The sequence below is a fragment of the Burkholderia sp. SRS-W-2-2016 genome, from assembly GCF_001931485.1.
Lineage (GTDB): Bacteria > Pseudomonadota > Gammaproteobacteria > Burkholderiales > Burkholderiaceae > Paraburkholderia.
The window spans coordinates 1-16,222 of record NZ_MSDV01000029.1; the positions used below are offsets into that span (position 1 = coordinate 1).

A 16,222-nucleotide genomic window follows, 5' to 3' on the forward strand; every position below is an offset into this window, starting at 1 on the left:
GGGGGGGTGGGCGCTTGCTGGGGGGGCCGGGGATTTTTTGTGTCGCGTGGGCGGGTTCTGCCCGGGGGATTGCGGGCCTTTTTTTGTTGTGTTTTGGGGGGGGGGGGGGGGGGGCCCCCCCCCCCCCCCCGCCGCCCCGTTACACGTAATCGCGCGAACGGCCCTTCGCGGCCCGAACCGCTGCACTGCCTTTCACTTTCGCTTTCGCCGGCCGCGCCCGCGTTGCGAACCAGCACAGAATCGAGCCGCCGCACACCATCAGCGCGCCCTTCCAGAACTCGGCCGACAACGGCGCATGCAGCAGCAGCGCGGCCAGCGCGGCAGATAACACCGGAATGAAATACGACGCGCCGGCCAGCACCGTCACGTTGCCGTGCAGGATGCCGACGTTCCACGCGGCATAGCCGAACGCCATCGCGGACGCGGCCAGCGCGAGATAGACGAATGCCTCGACGCTGAACGTCATCGGCGCGCCCCCTTCGATAGCGAACTTGGCCCACAACACCGCCGCGGTCAGCATGAAGAACGGCGTGATGCCGTTCCTGCCGTTGGCAATCCTCACGGTCACCGTGCAATACGCGGCCCAGATCAACGCGCCGGACAGCGCGAGGCCGTAGCTGAGCGGATTGTCCTTCACGTTCTCCAGCATCCCCGGCAAATCCAGCCCCTGGTCGCCGCCGAGCACCCAGCAGATGCCGAGCATCGACAGCGCAAAGCCCGGCACCACCAGCACGTTGGCCCGCTGCCGGTTGAACAGGATCGCCGACACCAGCGTGAAGGTCGGCCACAGATAGTTGACCATGCCGACTTCGATCGCCTGCCGGCCGCTATCCGCATAGCCGATCGACAGCGACAGACACATCTCATAGGCGACGAACAGCACACTGCCCCAGACCATATAGCGGCGCGGAAACTCGCTGAGTCGCGGCAAGCCGACCGTAAAAAACAGCAGCACCGCCGCCAGCGTATAAATCATCGCGGCGCCGCCGGTTGCGCCGAGGCTTTCGCTGACGCCGCGAATCATCGCGACGATCGACGCCCACAACAGCACCGCGATCAAACCGATACCCGTCGCCTTCTTCTTGCTCTTCATCCTTCTCGCCTGCTTCCGATAAATCGATTTCGCCGGCGCGCACCGCGCCGGTTTTGTTGCTACAACATTGGCCATCCAAACAGCACCGGCCGCGGTCACCGCAATGGTGACCGCGGCCGGCAACCTGCGGCGCCGCGCTTACGCGCTCGCCACCGGTACGTCGATCCAGACCGTCTTGATCTCGGTGTACTGGTCGTGCGCCCACTGCGACTTGTCGCGACCGCCGAAGCCCGACTGCTTGTAGCCGCCGAACGGGGTCGTCACGTCGCCCTCGCCGAAACAGTTGACCGTCACGACACCCGCGCGGATTTCACGCGACAGCCGCACCGCATGATTCAGATTGCTGGTGTAGACCGATGCGGCGAGGCCGTAGATCGAGTCGTTCGCCAGCGCGATCGCTTCGTCGAGTTCGGTGAATGTCGTCACCGACAGCACCGGACCGAAGATCTCTTCCTGGAACAGCCGGTTGCTTTGCGCGACCTCGTCGACCACCGTCGGCTGCACGAAAATGCCGCCTTCGGTGCCGCCGCCGAACGGCACGCACATCCGCTCGGCCGCCGCGTGCTCCAGATACTCGCGGACTTTCTCGAAGTGCGCTGTGCTGACCATCGCGCCGAGGCGATTGTCCGGATCGAGCGGATTGCCCATCTTCCAGTCGCGCAGATACACGCCGATCCGCTGCAGCAGTTCGTCCTTGATATCCGCATGCACGATCAGCCTGGACGACGCCGAGCAGTTCTCGCCCATGTTCCAGAACGCGCCGCTGACCACGTGTTGCGCGACCGTATCGAGGTTTTCGACGTCGCGCAGCACCACGGCCGGATTTTTGCCGCCGCACTCTAACACGACCCGCTTAAGATTCGACTCGGCCGCGTATTGCAGGAAGCGCCGGCCGGTCTCGGTCGAACCGGTGAAGCTGACCATATCGACGTCCGCATGCCGGCCCAACGGCTCGCCGACATCCTTGCCGCCGCCCGGCAGCACGTTGAACACGCCCGCCGGCACGCCGGCCTGGTGCGCGAGTTCGGCGACCCGCAGCGCGGTCAGCGTGGTTTCCCTGGCCGGCTTCACGACGATCGAACAACCCGCCGCCAGCGACGGACCGATCTTCCACGCGAGCATCAGCAGCGGGAAATTCCACGGCAGCACCAGCCCCACCACGCCGATCGGCTCGCGCACCACCAGCGCCAGCGCGCTCGCGCCGACCGGCGCGGTGTTGTCGTAGATCTTGTCGATCAGTTCGGCATGCCAACGGATCGTGTGGATCGTCTCGGGCACGTCGGTGTTCTGGCATTCGCGGATCGGCTTGCCGCTGTCGAGGCTTTCCATCGTCGCGAGTTCGTGCGCGTGCTGCTCCAGCAGCTCGGCGAACTTCAGCAGGATCGACTTGCGACGCGACGGCGCCAGGTTGCGCCAGCGGCCGTCCTCGTACGCGGCCTTCGCTTTCGCGACCGCCAGATCGACGTCGGCCGCATTGCACGCGGCGATTTCCGTCAGGACGTCGCCGGTGGCCGGGTTGGTGGTGACGAACGTTGAACCGGACAGCGACGGCCGGAACGCGCCTTCGACGAATGCCTGGGCCGGCAGCCGCAGTTGCGCGGCCAGCGCCGCGTATTCGGTAGCACTAAGCAGATCGGCCATCAGGCTTTGCCTCCGACCACGGCCGCGACTTCGCTCTTGAGCGTGGAGACCACCGCACGCAGCGCCTGCTTTTCGGCTTCATCGAGTTCCTGTAGCGGCGCGCGCACGCCGCCGGCGCGCAGACCGGCGATCTCGCAGCCGTACTTGATCGACTGCACGAATTTGCCGCCTTCGAGGAAGTCCATCAGCGGCAGCATCGCCGACATGATGCGGCGGCCCTTGTCGAAATCCTTCTGGACCGCGCACGCTTCGTACAGCGCGATATGTTCGCGCGGCAGGAAGTTCGAGCCCGCGCACACCCAGCTGCGCGCACCCCATGCGAAAAATTCCAGCGCCTGATCGTCCCAGCCGCACGACAGGCCGAGCTGCGGAAAGTCGCGCGCGAGCATGTGCAACTGGCCGGTTTCGCCCGAACTTTCCTTAATGGCGACGAAGTTCTTCGACGCGCGGGTCACCGTCTCGAAGAACTCGCGGCCCATCCCGACGCTCATGCGGCCGGGGTAGTTGTACAGCATGATCGGCAGATCGGCCGCGCGGTCGACGGCCAGCGCGTGCGCGGCGTTTTCCTGCTGCGTCGGCAGCGCGTACGGCGGCGAACCGACGAGGATCGCGTCCGCGCGGATCGCCTTCGCGGCCTTCGCGTACTCGATCGAATCCTCGGTGCGGACCGCGCCGGTGCCGATGATCAGCGCGGTGCGCGAGCCGATCACTTCCTTCGCGAGCGCGCCGAGATCGAAGCGCTCCTGCGCGGTGTGCGCGTAGTACTCGCCGGTCGAGCCGCCGATGATGATGCCGTGCACTCGCGCCGCGATCAGCGATTCGAGCACGTCGGTAAACGCCGCCTTGTCGATCTGTCCTGCCGCGTTCAACGGCGTGATAGCCGGGGTGTAGATGCCTTCGAAGTTCATGATGTTGCTCCGCGAAAAAAGGGAAAACGGCTGCTGTAACGAAGCGCGCGCCGCCGCCGATTGCAACGGCGGCACGCGCGGAAGAGGGTCAATGGCTGAGCGAAGCGGCCTCCTGCAGGCTCATCGAGCGGGTCTCCGGCGCCAGCGCGAGCGAAGCCGCGAGACCGATGAACGACACCGCCGCGGCCGCATACATCGTGTGACCGATACCGATGGTCTGCAGCGCGATCGGCACCAGCCAGGTTCCGACCGCCGCGCCGATCCGCGACAGCGACGCGCCCATACCGACCGCGAACGCGCGGATATCGGTCGGGAAGATTTCATTCGGGTACACCAGTTGCAGCACCTGCGCGCCGCCGACCAGCACCGCATACGCGCCGAACAGCACCAGGATGACGAACGCCGAGCCATTCGAGAACGCGCCGAGCGCGAGCAGTGCCAGACCCGACCACAGGAAGCTGTGAATCACCATCGCGCGGCGGCCGATCGTGTTGATGATGCGCGTCGCGATGAAGCAGCCGACCACGAACAGCAGCGTGATCGCGACCGAGCCGAGCGACTCCCACTTGCCGGTCAGATTCAGCGCTTCGAGCACGCGCGGCGCGAACGAATAGACCGCGAACACCGGAATCACCGAGCAGCTCCAGAACAGCGATACGAACAGCATGCGCTTGCCGTAGCCGGAATGCAGCAACGCCCACAGCGAGATCTTTTTGCCGGTCTTTTCCTCAGGCAAATTCGCCAGGGAGAACGAAGGACCGTACACCTGCCTGATCACCGCTTCGGCCTCGGCGGCGCGGCCCTTGCTGAGTAGCCAGCGCGGCGACTCCGGGGTGCCGATGCGCACGACGAACAGCGCCAGACCGATCACCGCCGGGCTCGCCAGCACCCAGCGCCATGCGTCGGGACCGCCGCTGCTCAGAATCAGGTTGCCGACGATATACGCGAGCGCCGCGCCGAGAAACCAGATAATCGTCAGCAGTGCGAGCCGCGGGCCGCGGTATTTGCGCGGCATGAATTCGACCAGCAGCGAGCCCGCGACCGGATATTCGATCCCGACGCCGATGCCGATCAGAAAGCGCAGCACGAACAGCGCTTCGCCGGACTGCACCCACAGCTGCGCGAGCGAGCAGACAAAGAAGATGACCGGGCCGAAGAAATAAGGCTTCTGCCGGCCGAGCCGATCGGACAGCCAGCCGCCGAGAAAGCCGCCGAAGAAGATCCCGATCAGCGCCGACGCGGCGACCATCCCTTCCCAGAAACTGGTGAGGCCGAGCGCGGCGGAAAACTGCACCATCGCCACACCGATAATGCTGAGCACGTAGCCGTCCATCAGCCAGCCGCCGCTGGAGCGGATCGTCAGTAGTTGGTGAAAGCCATTGAGGGGAACATCCTCGATGGTCGTGTGACTCTTCAGCATTACTGTCTCCTTCCTTGAAGTGGACGCAACGGGTCCTGGCGTGAGCCATGAACTTGCGTCCTGTACGGGTCGTATGCGGTCGGCGCGGTCTTTTCGCCGCTTGCTGCGTTCCGCGAGAGTCGCCGTCAGCCCGTGGACTGCCGCGGCGACCGGGATGGGTTCAGCTTTCCAGGCCGGCCTTGCGCTGCCCCCACCAGAGGGTTGCATTGACGCCGAGCGACAGGAACGGCTCGGGCGGCGTCCTGCTCGGGCCCGAGGTGGCGAGCAGGAAATCGATCTGATCGCTGCGCTTGCCGGCGAGCCAGTCCGCCAGCAGCGTGCCGGTCACGGTGCCGCGCGTGATGCCCAGCCCGTTGCAGCACAGCGCGCCATACACATTCGGCGCGAGTTGCCCGAAAAATCCCTTGTGGTTGTGCGACAGCGCGAGCGAACCGCTCCACGTGTATTCGAAGTCGACTTCCGGCAGCATCGGAAAACGCCGTTGGAACGACTCGCGATGCCGCTCGACGAAGCGCGCGAGGTACTGCTCTTTCGGCCGGCCATCCGGATTGAAGCTGACGCTGTTGCGAATCAGGATGCGGTTATCGTGCGTGCGGCGCACCGTGCTGCCGAACGGGTCGGCCGGAATCACGCCCCAGAACGGCTTGCCGCCGAGTTGCGCCTGTTCGGCGCTGCTCAGCCGGCGCGACAGGCTCGCGTACAGGAACACCGGCAGCATCGTGCGGGCGAGGAAACCGAAGCGCGCGCCGAATGCGTTGTTCGCGAGCACCAGCTTGTCGGCGACGATCCGGCCGTTGCGATGCGCGAGCACGATTTTGTCGCCGTATTCGACGTCGGTGATCGGCGTGTGCTCGTGCAGCGTCACGTTCGGCGGCAGACAGTCGGCGAGGCCCTTGACCAGTGCCGACGGCTGCACGAGGATCGTGCCCGGCGTAAACAGTGCCTTCGAATAGAACGACGTGCCGATATGGTCAGGCAGGTCCTTGCCTTCGATTACCTGGTACGACTGACCGAGTTTGTCGAGACCGCGCCGGTACGCATCGAGCACGGCCACGCCGCGCTCCTCGACCGCCGCCTGGTACTTGCCGGACGCGCTCATCTGGCAATCGATCCCATGTTCGCCGACCAGATCGCGCAGGATCGTCTGGCCGAGCAGGTTCAGCCGCAGTGTCGATCGCGCGGTCGCGATGTCGCCGATGTAATCGTCGGCGCCGATGTCGTGCGGCAGATCGATCGCGAAGCCGGCATTGCGCCCGGAGGTGCCGAAGCCGACTTCCTGCGCTTCGATCAGCACGACGTCGTCGTCCGGGAAGTTCAGCGCCAGCTGGCGCGCGGCCGCCAGACCGGTAAAGCCCGCGCCGATCACGGCCCAGCGCGCCCGGGTTTCGCCGGCGTGACCGGCCTTCGGCTTGCGAGCCGGGCTCGTGTGATACCAGCCGCACATCGTGTCGTCGGCGGGGAGCGATGAGATACTTTGCATTCCTAAATCCGTTGTCGCCATGAGTCGATTCCCCGCGCTCTGACCGGGACGACGCACGCTGATGTGTGCGCCGCCCCGCGCGGCCCTTAAAACTGGATCGGTACGTTCAAGCCTTCCGGAATCACGTACTCGGTCATGCGTCGGCGCGACAGTTCCATATGACTACGAACCAGTTCGCCGGCTCCCTGGGCGTCGCCCCGTGCAATCGCCTCGATGATCTGGTCGTGTTGTTCCACGGCCCGCTCCAGGTCCTTCTGCATCTCGCTCGTGGTCGGCGAGCGGTAAAAAACCTTGCCGAGACGCGCGTGGTCGATCAACACGCGCCGCAGGCTCGGCATCAGATACGCGTTGCGAGCGATCCGGCCGATTTCGAAGTGAAACTCATCGTTGTGCAGCACGCGTCCCTGCAGATCATTGCGCTCGATCGACGCGCGAAACTGCGCCTGAATCTCCTTGAGCCGCGCGATCTCTTCGGGGGTCGCGTGGCTCGCCGCCAGTTGCGTGGTCGCGACGTAAATCAGCGGCGCAGCCAGAAAGAAACTCCGCAACGACTGGTAGCTCATCGGCGACACCCGTGCCGGCCGGTTCGGCTCGAGCTCCAGATAACCCTCGGCCGCCATCTGGCGCATCAGTTCGCGCACCGGCGGACGCGACAGCCCGAACTCCTCGGCCAGCGCCAGTTCGTCGACGATCGCGCCGGGCGCGAGTTCCATGCTCACGATGCGCCGCCGCAGCGTCTCCGCCATCACGTTCTTGCGATCTCCCGACGGACCCGATTCGGTGTCCGCGGCTGCCAGCTGAAGCTTCTGTTTAGACATGGTGTGTTTGTCTACAAACTGTAGACAGAGTATAGGTTGAGAATAGACGCTGCAATAATAAGGGTTTACGCGTTACCGAGAGACGCTGGTGGCGGTCGTGAAGGGTCCGCCGGCGGGCTCGAATAGCGATAGCTTAAGGGGCGCTGGGCGGTGGTGGGGAGCCGGCTGGCGCGCGCGGGGGCGCCGGGCGGTGGCGGGAACGGGCGGATAGCGCGGATGCGCCGGAGGGCGGCGGGTAAGTAACAGCCAATTGGCACAGGGGTGCCCGCCGGAGTGGTTCGCCGGAGACGCCAGCCCGGAAGGCCGGCGGACGACCAGGCGAGCCGCCGGTCGCAAGCTCGCCGCGTCGATACGGGCATCCAAGAACCAAGGGCCGCCAACGGCGGCCCTTGCATCGACACTCAGCCCGATCGAACGGGTTCCGAACTCCGGTTAATGCGGCACGTCGACCACCCCATGTACCGCGCTGATCGCATTGCTGCCGGGGTTCGCGACGATCGGCGGCAGGTTCGACACGGTCAACGCCGGCACGATGCCCGCATTAATGCCGCGCGGGATCGTGCGGATCACCTGCGACGGCGGCAGCGCCGCGCCGCTCTTCAGGTGACTCCACATCAGATTGAGCGCCTGCAGGTTGTAGTAATGGACCGGCACGAAGCGGCTGTCGAAGCCGGACACGCCCAGAAACGCATCGAAATGCTGACCGTTGGTCACCTCGTACAGCGACAGCTGGCTACGCGAGCCTTCGCGCACGCTGTTCGCGGCGAGATACGCGCGCGACGCGTGATTGATCGGCACCAACGCATCGCTGCGGCCTTGCACGATGATCGTGGGCTTGCCACGCAGCAGCGCGTTCACGCTGATCGCCTCGACGCTCGCGAGCATGCGCGGATTTTTGCCGGTCCACAACGCCCGCGCGCATACGGCGCCCGCGAAACTCGCATCAGGTGTCGCGAGCCGATGGTCCGCGCCCGCCGACGGCGTCGTGTTATAGACGAGGCTGATGCCGTTGGTGGGCGGCACACCGTTGCCGAGACCGAAGACGGTCGGCATCGGCGGGACCGCCGGCGCGACGCCCGCGGCGCCCGTCAGCGCGTTGGTCGTGCCGAAGCTGAAGCCGCACAGATTGTCGACGACGCTCGCGCGCATGTACGCGTTCGCATACGTGACCGCGACCGCCGGCACCGCCTGCGAATCCCACATCGGCGCATGCAGCAGATCCGAATCCGCCTCGTAGCCGGCTTGATGCAGCCGCGCGAGCGCGTCGTTGGCCTGCGTTTGCGTGTCGCTGCCGCGCACGAATCCGGCCGCCGCCAGCGACGCGCAGCGAGCCTCGCGGATCGCATTGGTGGTCGCGAGCGGCAGCGCGGTCAGATACGGCGCGTTGGCGGCCGCATCCGCGAGCGCGGCGCACGGTTCGAGCAGATTGGCGAGCGTCATGTAGTCGGCCAGCGGTTTGCCGGCCGCGGCGATCCGCTGGCCGCCCTCCTTCACCTGCGCGCTGCCCGGCATGCGCACGTTGATCTGCGGCTCGCCGACTACCACTGCCGTGATCCAGCCTTTCGTGTCCTGCTCGGCGGCCGCGAGCGACGCGCCGCCGCCGTTGCTCACGGATGCCGCGATCGTGGTGATGCTGCCAGGCTGATAGCGCACGCGATGATGCAACGAGTCGGCGCGCGGCGTGAACTGCTGGTTCAGCACCCAGTACGCGAACTGGATCGCGTCGAGCGTGTCCCGGCCCCAGTCCTGTTCGGGATTCTGCTGCGAGTGCGCGTGCTTGAACGCATAGCGATACGGGTACTTCTGGTTGTAGGTGGCGAGTTTGGAGGCGGACACGTCGGCGGTGAAAAGACTCGCGTGCCCGGCGGCGGCGGCGTTCGCGAGCCGGCCGTCGATCAGCGTGACGAGGCCGCTCATCAGTTCGTGCGCGCCGTTGCCGCTGCCCTTGTCGGTATAGGCGACCGCGCAGCCGCGCTTGAGGCCCCACTCGCCGGCCGCCGAAATCGCGCCGTAGACGCCGCGCGAGCCCGATGACGTCGCGGTGACGATGCACGCGTTCGCCGGGTTGAAGCTTGCGGGCACCTGGACGAGCAGGCTGACATTCTGGCGCCCGCTGCCGTCGTCGGCATAGGCCAGATATTCGGTGCCGGCGATTTTGCCTTCGCCTAGCGTGTCGTTGCCGTCGAGATCGACATTGGGCCCCCAGAAGCGGCCGTAGCCGCCGGCCGTCGTCATGTCGACGAGCGCGCGGTAGTTCGACCAGATTGCCAGTCTGCGGAGTTCGGCTGCGGTGGGGCTGATCGGGTTCGCGATGGCAGGCGCTACCGCGCTTGCGAGACCGGTTTTGCCCAGGCCGGCGGTCAGTAGGTCGTCGGTGCTGCCGTCGTAGGTGACGGTTGACAGACTACCTGGTACCACGAACGATGGCAGTGGGTTCGAGTCGTCGTGGCCGCGGTTGTCGTGATCGGTGGCGTGCGCGGTGCTGGCCAGTGCCGCGCATGTTGCTGCTATGGCTATTCCTAGTGCTTTTCGTAGTGCTTTGGCGGTATGCAGTCGTGCCGTTCTGCGTGTGCCTCTGCCGCTGCATCTGCCTGCGATCGGGGAGCCTGTCATTCTTATCTCCTTCTTTGTTGTTCAAGTAAGAGATGCCACATCGCGCTTTGAGAATCGCCGGAATTCGATGAATCGCGGCATGGTGGACAGTAGGACAAACTCGGGCGGGGTGCTAGCAGAGATGACCCGGAGATGAGGGGTTAGGCGTGGGTCCAGAAAACACGTCCTACGTTCTGGCAGCCACTATCGCCTTCCGAGTCAGCAACGTCCCCCGAAGAACGCGCGCCACGATATCAGCACGGACCGAGGGCAAAAAATCGAATGACGCCGACCTGGCAAAGCCGGCGCATTCTCGACGCAATCGTACGTTGCAGATTTAGCCGAACATGCAACGTATACGAAGCGCACAAGACCTACCTCGACGTCTCATTTGCGGTGGCAGTCGCCGCTTGCGCCGATGTCTCGGATACGCTCGCCGCTCGTCGCACTGCGTCGAAGTTCGCCAGTGCGACCTCAAGGTTGGCGTTAAATTGCAGCGACCCATCAGGGTAGCGCAGCAGCGACCCCGTGTTATCCATAGAGACCTGACTCGCGGCAAGACCGTTGTCGTCCTTGATCTGAGCGTCGCTTCCGTTGGCTTCATATTTGCGCTGCAGGTTTTCCGCCACCAAACGGCCCATCTGCGCAATACCATCTTGGATACTTGCCCGCAGCAGACGAGCGTCGTTCTCATTCCATATTGCGACGTTCTGCGTGGAATCTTTGCCAGAGGTCACCAGCTTGGCGCGGTACGTAATACTGGCCCGGTACACTGAGTTCTTCTGAGCAACCGCTAGTTCGTTGTCAGGTGCCGTCGCCTGTCCGATCCCCTGCGCTTTCGCCGCGGCGCTACGCGGAAAAAGAAGACTGCGTGTCGAAAGCTCAAATGTGGAAAAGTCAGGCGACAAGTGATAGTCAACAGTCACGAACATCACAGAGCCTGCCTGCGAGGCGACGAGCAATTCGTTATAGGCGTGGGCCTTTACATCTTTAGTTACTTCAACGCGCTCGAGTTGCATATCAGGCATTTCTCGAAATGCGTTCGATACCGATTCGCGCATCTGCTGGTCGAAATCTAGCCCGACCAGTTGTGCCTTTAGCGGATGGATCGATTCTTCAGCGCTCTTGGCACGCGAAGCATTGATACTTGCGTCCACCGCGCCGAGAGCACCGCCACAGGCAGCGGCCAGAAGAATACCGATACCGGGAATCACTCCACAGGTCGCGGCCCCAACCACTCCCGCAGTCGACGGGATGAACGCCGCATACAACTCGGGTTGCGCAATACCCACCTGAACCTCGACGGGTTGCATGGTTGTCAGAGCATCGTGCTCAACGGACCGTGTGAGCGGCAAGCGAGCACATCCGGTAAGAATAATGAAATTCGCAAGTATTGCGACAGCACGGAATTTTTTCAAAATGTACCTTTTTCTTTGACTTATATCAAACACTCAAAATATTTCGGCTGCGCGATCCCCGGCATCAGCCCAACGATTGACATTCCGGTAATCCCGACGCTCGCATTGTCGCAATCAGGAAATATGGAATATCGATTCTCGCAGCCGTCGCCTCTCGGAAAAATAGATTTGACAATTAATTAAAAATTATCTGGCAGATCGTCTCGAATATCATTTTCGGGCGCGAGCGTTCCACGCAATGCATACTGCAATCCGGCGCGGGTGGCCACATATGCAGGATACGTATCGAAAGTTGCCTTGGATCGTTCTCGAATGCAATTTGGCCTAACGCCCGCCCGATCAGGGTTGGAATTTTGGATAATGCGCCGCTCGGCTCGATATTGATGTTTGCAAACGGGCGTTCGTGTTCCCGTATTCGACGAGGGCCAGTCTAGTGTTTCACGATGGAAAGACCGCCCAACTGACCGCCGAAGTCCGCGAACGGCTACTCGTTGATCGACGTGGCATACGTCAATGGGAACAACGATTGATCGTAGTTGGCAGCGACGCCGTGCAGACCGCTCATGTTGCCACCACCAGCCGTGGCAGTTTTCTCAACCGACGACGCCTCTATCTGGCTCACCACCATATTGCCAAACAGGTGTCTCTGACGCGAAATGCCTTCTTGAAGAGCGAAAACCCTTATAGGACAAGGCTCTCCGGCCCGTCAACACGACCTCCGGCAATTCTTCCCCAAGCGCGTGTTTTGGCTGCAACCACGGCTCGTCAGCCTCTTCCTGAGCTTCGCGCTCCAGCTTCGCCAGCAGCAGCGTGATCCCTTTCGCGCCGATCCACCGGGCCCTGCCGCGTCCGCCTGGACGTGGCGCGCAGGCTTTTCCAGGCAATATCCCTGCCTGCACATCAGCTCGATCGGCGGCGACATTTGCGACGAATTATGCAGACTGCACCCAACCCGCAGCGCGTAAGATCGCTCGCATTACTGCAAGCGGGCTGCGAGCCTGCGCGACGAAGTTCGGTCCAATGGCGCGATCACCACGCAGCGGCGGCATCACACGTTTCGGCAATGAATAGGCGGAGCTATGTGTATTACTCACCACCGCAGGTTGCTCTTGCGCCCACGCAATCATCTCAGGGCAGGTATCGGTTCGGCAGTTGCATGATCCGAGGCGGTTTGCTCAGCAACTGTTGCTGCGCCGAACATCGCGTTGGCGAGTTCGTCAACACAAGCATCGGCATAAATCATGAGGCGCTGCTTTACCCACTCGCCTGCGTTGGCAGTCAATCTTTCGTGACTCGGTGCATCGTCCGAGTATTCCGGAATGTGCTTGCAGAATGCTTCCGCCAGGACGCTCCTGGAACGCACGTCGATTAGTCGTGTCCTGACGGCATACATAAGTCGATAACTATCCCAGTGCGCCGGGAAGTACACGTAGGACCAGTATGTCGTTTGACTATCCAGAACCAGATCGCTCTGGGGATATCGGGCCGCAATCTCATCAATTGAGTTGCCATTCAGAGGCCCGGCATCGTTCGGCCTGAGCGTGATTGTGTGCTGAGTCGCAAGACGACGTGCAAGCTGGTTCCCAATATAAGCCGCCGGATCATGAATCTCACTTTCCTTAACAAACTGATTGCCTTCAGCAATCATCAAAGCGGCGCCGATCATCGCGAAGATGGCTTTCCCCGGTGTCGAGGCAGTAAACGTCGGCGTCGGATATTCGTCGACGACGAGAGTCTTGCCATACAGTACTTCGCTTCGATCGGTAGCGAGAGTCTTAGTCTGGATTACAGTACAACCTGCGAGAGCGAAACATAAAAATGTAGCGCTAATACCAACATGAATTTTCATTTTTGTTTCTTCGCCTTTAAGGATTTTCCGCGACCATCGATCCCGAGGACATGTGCGGCATCATCAGCAGGTGCATCAGTCAGTTCGCCAGCACAATTGCCGACGAACTGTCGCGAACAGCACCGATGCCTCGCCTTTCCGGGGAGGCAAGTCATCGATCTCGAACAGGTGGACTCGCTGCCTGGCCAACGCGTCATGCTCAGCATCGACCACACCTACGGCAAGATCACCATTGCTTCCGATCGGGACTACACCGTAGCGGGCAGGCAAATGACGTCGCTGCAGATCAGGCAACGCAGCAGGCTCAGCACCGACGGATAAAGTTCCTTCGTAAAAAACACAAGGGTCGCTTCCGTGGTCCTTGGTGCTTTATCTTACGTGCAACCCTACACAATCATGGGCTCATAATCTCCAACTCACTCCACAATGGCGCCAAGCTTATCTCTTCCATATACGTTCCAAAGTCAACAAACGGTGTAACCCCAATGTCCTCAAGTGAGAACCAGGTAGCCTCACACTCTTGACACACAAACAGTATTGCCCCTGTCTTCTTTACCTTTGTCTTGGCAATATCGCCTTGCTCGCATCGGGGACACAGCATTTCTAAAATCCTTACTTGCTAAACGGATAAGCGGTAATGATTTGGTTGGCGCTAGGTCGAACAATAAGCTTGAAATTGGTTTCCCCAGCAGTACCAATCGTACGTCCCCTAGAAACAATATAAGCACCAGGATCATTCGGCAGCGGGCTTCCTTTGGCACGCCATGCCTCGTCAACCAATCCCAAGACCTCTTTTCGATCCACATTGAAGAGACTGTGAGTCGTCTTGCTGGAATCCGGCACAGTATGATCAAGGACGTGCTGAACTCGATTCCCATGAACGGAGTCAGGACCATCGACACCCGCGAGACATTGGCAGGGTCGTTCTCCGCGATGCTCAAACGCGGCCCAAAGATCAACGGATTGCGTGCCGCCATGCTATCGAAGGTTTCAGCGAATGACGCTCCTACCCGGCTCGCAACGCTGCCCGCATCTTCAGCCAGCCACGCCGTGTACGCGGAACGCCCCGCAACTCTTTCGAGACCACCGATCGCCAGGCCACTCACCTTTCCGGCAACCGCCCCTCCAGCCCCGCTGAACAGCGTTTCGATGGGCGAATTTGGTAGCAGGCCATCGGCAACACCGCCGACCACGGCCCCGCCATACAGCGCGGCGCCACCTAGGACACCACCCTGATGGACTCCCCACGCTGACACACGTCCGTCACACCATCGAGCAACCATTGCCACCCGGCCCATACAGGGTGCTGGTCGACGCAGTCGCAACCCGGTCCACCACCATATTTCCAACATTGCAGGCCGACACATGACCGAGACGGAGATCGGCAAGCGCAATTCGTTCGTCACGGGCTGACCGGTTCTCCACACGATAAACCCGCTCACCGCCAGACGAACGAATGGCCGTTACGCGGCCCTTCGGGTTTTCTCACTTCGAATTAACTATCACGCCGCTTTGTTCAGCTAGCTTAGCAAGTCCTCCTGCGTGAGCCCTGGTGTTCCCAGCTGTAACCACTTTTCGAAGTAGTCCGGATATGCAAAGTACACCCGACCATTCTCCTTGACGGGGCCTGCCTGCGCGCCATACTTGCTTACGAAACGCAGGTGCTCGATAGTCATCACGTAAGCATCACGTTCTTCGTTACTGGCGAATTTCACTTCGCCGGTAACGCGACATGGTGAATCTCCTAGAATTAAATCTACCAAGTCCAATGCTTTCCCATCTCCCATTAACTTCAGGATGGATTCCTTGTCAGCAGCACTCACATCAATTCCCCAATTTAGCCGTTATATGGTAGCCATTCACTTCAATCTGCCTATATCCAAGACTGATTAGTGACTTGCCCAACGGCGTATTGCTAGCAGCACGAACAGGGGACGTCCCCTCTATGGACATGTTGTATTCAAACAATGATTTGTTAGTCAAACCGAGCTCCGCCGATATGGACTGCACGTTCTGTGCGCCAAACTTCTGAATGAAATTTGAAATCATCTCCGGACCAACGCCTCGCCCATTCCGTAGTGCGGTAGAAATTGATGAACAGATCCCCCTTTTCTGGATTGAACGTCGAAACAATCTCGGAACGAATACCCATCGCTGGCACGATATTACCCGCCGCATCGAATTTTTGACGCGAGGTTAGTTCCAGAACATTCACACCAGGTGACTCAGATGTATAAACAAGTCCAGTCGAAGCTGCGGGCCTAAAGCTATCAACACCTGTTGACGCAGGTTCGGTCATCGACAGCCTGAATCCAAAGCGATCGGCGGCATTACCAGCCATAATGTCAGCCGTTTCGGCGAATGATCCCGCTATGGCGCGCACCGCTGGAGCAGACGCCTTCCCAATCGCCGCTGCACCCGTTATGGTCGTGAACGCTTCGACAAACGCTTGTCCCTCCTTTGCCGCTGCCGTCAGGTGGTTTCCTGCCGCCCACTGCGCTCGCGCTTCTTCCGCACTCTGAGCACCCAGCAACTGATAGCCGAACTGCTTGAAACTCTGGGCTGCGTCGCCAACCAGCTTACCGGCATACGCCGCATTGGGGCTCGGATCAAGCAGACACACATAGCCACCCTGAACGCCCGCACAAAGGCATCGCGCGGCGCCTCACCTGCTCCCCGACCAGCCACTACAACACCCTGCAGTGGCCCATCAAACTGCGCTCTGAACGGCTCAGCAGACAACGGGGTTCTCGCCGTGGCCAAATCCGGTAGCCCCATGCCCGGACGATACAGCGTCAATGCGCCACTGTAGGGCGTCTGACTGCTATCAACGAGCCACCACACACACCGAACAGCGCCGCGTTACTGCTGTACGACGTCTCCGATGCTACAAATCCGCTACCCACTCCACCGAGACCACCCGGCAGAATCTGACCGGTCACGCCATCGATCGCCTGCTGCGTGCGCAGCTTCGTCGTGTCAGTCGCCGCAATCTGGCTGACC

The 16,222-nt window shown here is 61.7% G+C and carries 12 protein-coding genes; 1 reads left to right on the plus strand and 11 read right to left on the minus strand.

The genetic code is table 11. From position 1 onward, the window contains the following. Window positions 1-139: 139 nt before the first annotated feature. The 9 genes from yddG to BTH42_RS14845 form a co-directional block, all read right to left on the minus strand. Complete coding sequence (gene yddG / locus BTH42_RS14805; RefSeq protein ID WP_075300593.1) at window positions 140-1,093, minus strand: aromatic amino acid DMT transporter YddG; 954 nt, start codon at window positions 1,091-1,093, stop codon at window positions 140-142. 138 nt (window positions 1,094-1,231) lie between these two features. Continuing rightward, the gene (locus tag BTH42_RS14810; protein ID WP_075300595.1) at window positions 1,232-2,734 is read right to left on the minus strand and encodes an aldehyde dehydrogenase; all 1,503 of its coding nucleotides are present in this window, start codon (window positions 2,732-2,734) and stop codon (window positions 1,232-1,234) included. Then, a complete protein-coding gene (locus tag BTH42_RS14815) occupies window positions 2,734-3,642 on the minus strand; it encodes a dihydrodipicolinate synthase family protein (RefSeq protein WP_075300661.1) in 909 nt (302 codons plus the stop codon). Before BTH42_RS14815 ends, BTH42_RS14810 begins: the two co-directional genes overlap by 1 nt. Before the next feature lie 88 nt (window positions 3,643-3,730). Next, window positions 3,731-5,062, minus strand: a complete 1,332-nt coding sequence (locus tag BTH42_RS14820) for an MFS transporter (protein ID WP_178392171.1) — start codon at window positions 5,060-5,062, stop codon at window positions 3,731-3,733. 160 nt (window positions 5,063-5,222) lie between these two features. After that, a complete protein-coding gene (locus tag BTH42_RS14825; RefSeq protein ID WP_075300597.1) occupies window positions 5,223-6,542 on the minus strand; it encodes an FAD-binding oxidoreductase in 1,320 nt (439 codons plus the stop codon). Window positions 6,543-6,628: 86 nt separating this feature from the next. Continuing rightward, window positions 6,629-7,360 carry a GntR family transcriptional regulator gene (locus tag BTH42_RS14830; protein ID WP_075300599.1) on the minus strand — a complete coding sequence of 244 codons (732 nt, stop codon included), beginning with the start codon at window positions 7,358-7,360 and terminating at the stop codon, window positions 6,629-6,631. A gap of 432 nt (window positions 7,361-7,792) precedes the next feature. Further along, complete coding sequence (locus BTH42_RS14835) at window positions 7,793-9,973, minus strand: D-(-)-3-hydroxybutyrate oligomer hydrolase (protein WP_083654811.1); 2,181 nt, start codon at window positions 9,971-9,973, stop codon at window positions 7,793-7,795. A gap of 353 nt (window positions 9,974-10,326) precedes the next feature. Continuing rightward, window positions 10,327-11,265, minus strand: a complete 939-nt coding sequence (locus BTH42_RS14840; protein ID WP_075300601.1) for a hypothetical protein — start codon at window positions 11,263-11,265, stop codon at window positions 10,327-10,329. A 1,228-nt stretch (window positions 11,266-12,493) separates the two neighbouring features. Continuing rightward, window positions 12,494-13,219: a hypothetical protein gene (locus BTH42_RS14845; protein WP_075300603.1), complete on the minus strand. Its 726-nt coding sequence runs from the start codon at window positions 13,217-13,219 to the stop codon at window positions 12,494-12,496. 195 nt (window positions 13,220-13,414) lie between these two features. Here BTH42_RS14845 and BTH42_RS36010 point away from each other — a divergent pair, with 195 nt between their 5' ends. Further along, window positions 13,415-13,540 (plus strand): hypothetical protein, encoded by a 126-nt coding sequence (locus tag BTH42_RS36010; protein ID WP_256702035.1) that lies wholly within the window; start codon window positions 13,415-13,417, stop codon window positions 13,538-13,540. Window positions 13,541-14,739: 1,199 nt separating this feature from the next. Here BTH42_RS36010 and BTH42_RS34845 read toward each other — a convergent pair. Next, window positions 14,740-15,042: a hypothetical protein gene (locus BTH42_RS34845; RefSeq protein ID WP_143752063.1), complete on the minus strand. Its 303-nt coding sequence runs from the start codon at window positions 15,040-15,042 to the stop codon at window positions 14,740-14,742. A gap of 152 nt (window positions 15,043-15,194) precedes the next feature. Further along, window positions 15,195-15,842: a hypothetical protein gene (locus BTH42_RS34850; protein ID WP_143752065.1), complete on the minus strand. Its 648-nt coding sequence runs from the start codon at window positions 15,840-15,842 to the stop codon at window positions 15,195-15,197. Window positions 15,843-16,222: the final 380 nt, after the last annotated feature.

Excerpts from the sequence above, each read along its gene's own strand:
- BTH42_RS14815 (WP_075300661.1), bottom strand. The coding sequence starts at position 3,642 with ATGAACTTCGAAGGCATCTACACCCCGGCTATCACGCCGTTGAACGCG.
- BTH42_RS14825 (WP_075300597.1), bottom strand. The coding sequence starts at position 6,542 with ATGCAAAGTATCTCATCGCTCCCCGCCGACGACACGATGTGCGGCTGG.
- BTH42_RS14820 (WP_178392171.1), bottom strand. The coding sequence starts at position 5,062 with ATGCTGAAGAGTCACACGACCATCGAGGATGTTCCCCTCAATGGCTTT.
- yddG (WP_075300593.1), bottom strand. The coding sequence starts at position 1,093 with ATGAAGAGCAAGAAGAAGGCGACGGGTATCGGTTTGATCGCGGTGCTG.
- BTH42_RS14840 (WP_075300601.1), bottom strand. The coding sequence starts at position 11,265 with ATGCAACCCGTCGAGGTTCAGGTGGGTATTGCGCAACCCGAGTTGTAT.
- BTH42_RS36010 (WP_256702035.1), top strand. The coding sequence starts at position 13,415 with ATGCTCAGCATCGACCACACCTACGGCAAGATCACCATTGCTTCCGAT.
- BTH42_RS14845 (WP_075300603.1), bottom strand. The coding sequence starts at position 13,219 with ATGAAAATTCATGTTGGTATTAGCGCTACATTTTTATGTTTCGCTCTC.
- BTH42_RS14810 (WP_075300595.1), bottom strand. The coding sequence starts at position 2,734 with ATGGCCGATCTGCTTAGTGCTACCGAATACGCGGCGCTGGCCGCGCAA.
- BTH42_RS14830 (WP_075300599.1), bottom strand. The coding sequence starts at position 7,360 with ATGTCTAAACAGAAGCTTCAGCTGGCAGCCGCGGACACCGAATCGGGT.
- BTH42_RS14835 (WP_083654811.1), bottom strand. The coding sequence starts at position 9,973 with ATGACAGGCTCCCCGATCGCAGGCAGATGCAGCGGCAGAGGCACACGC.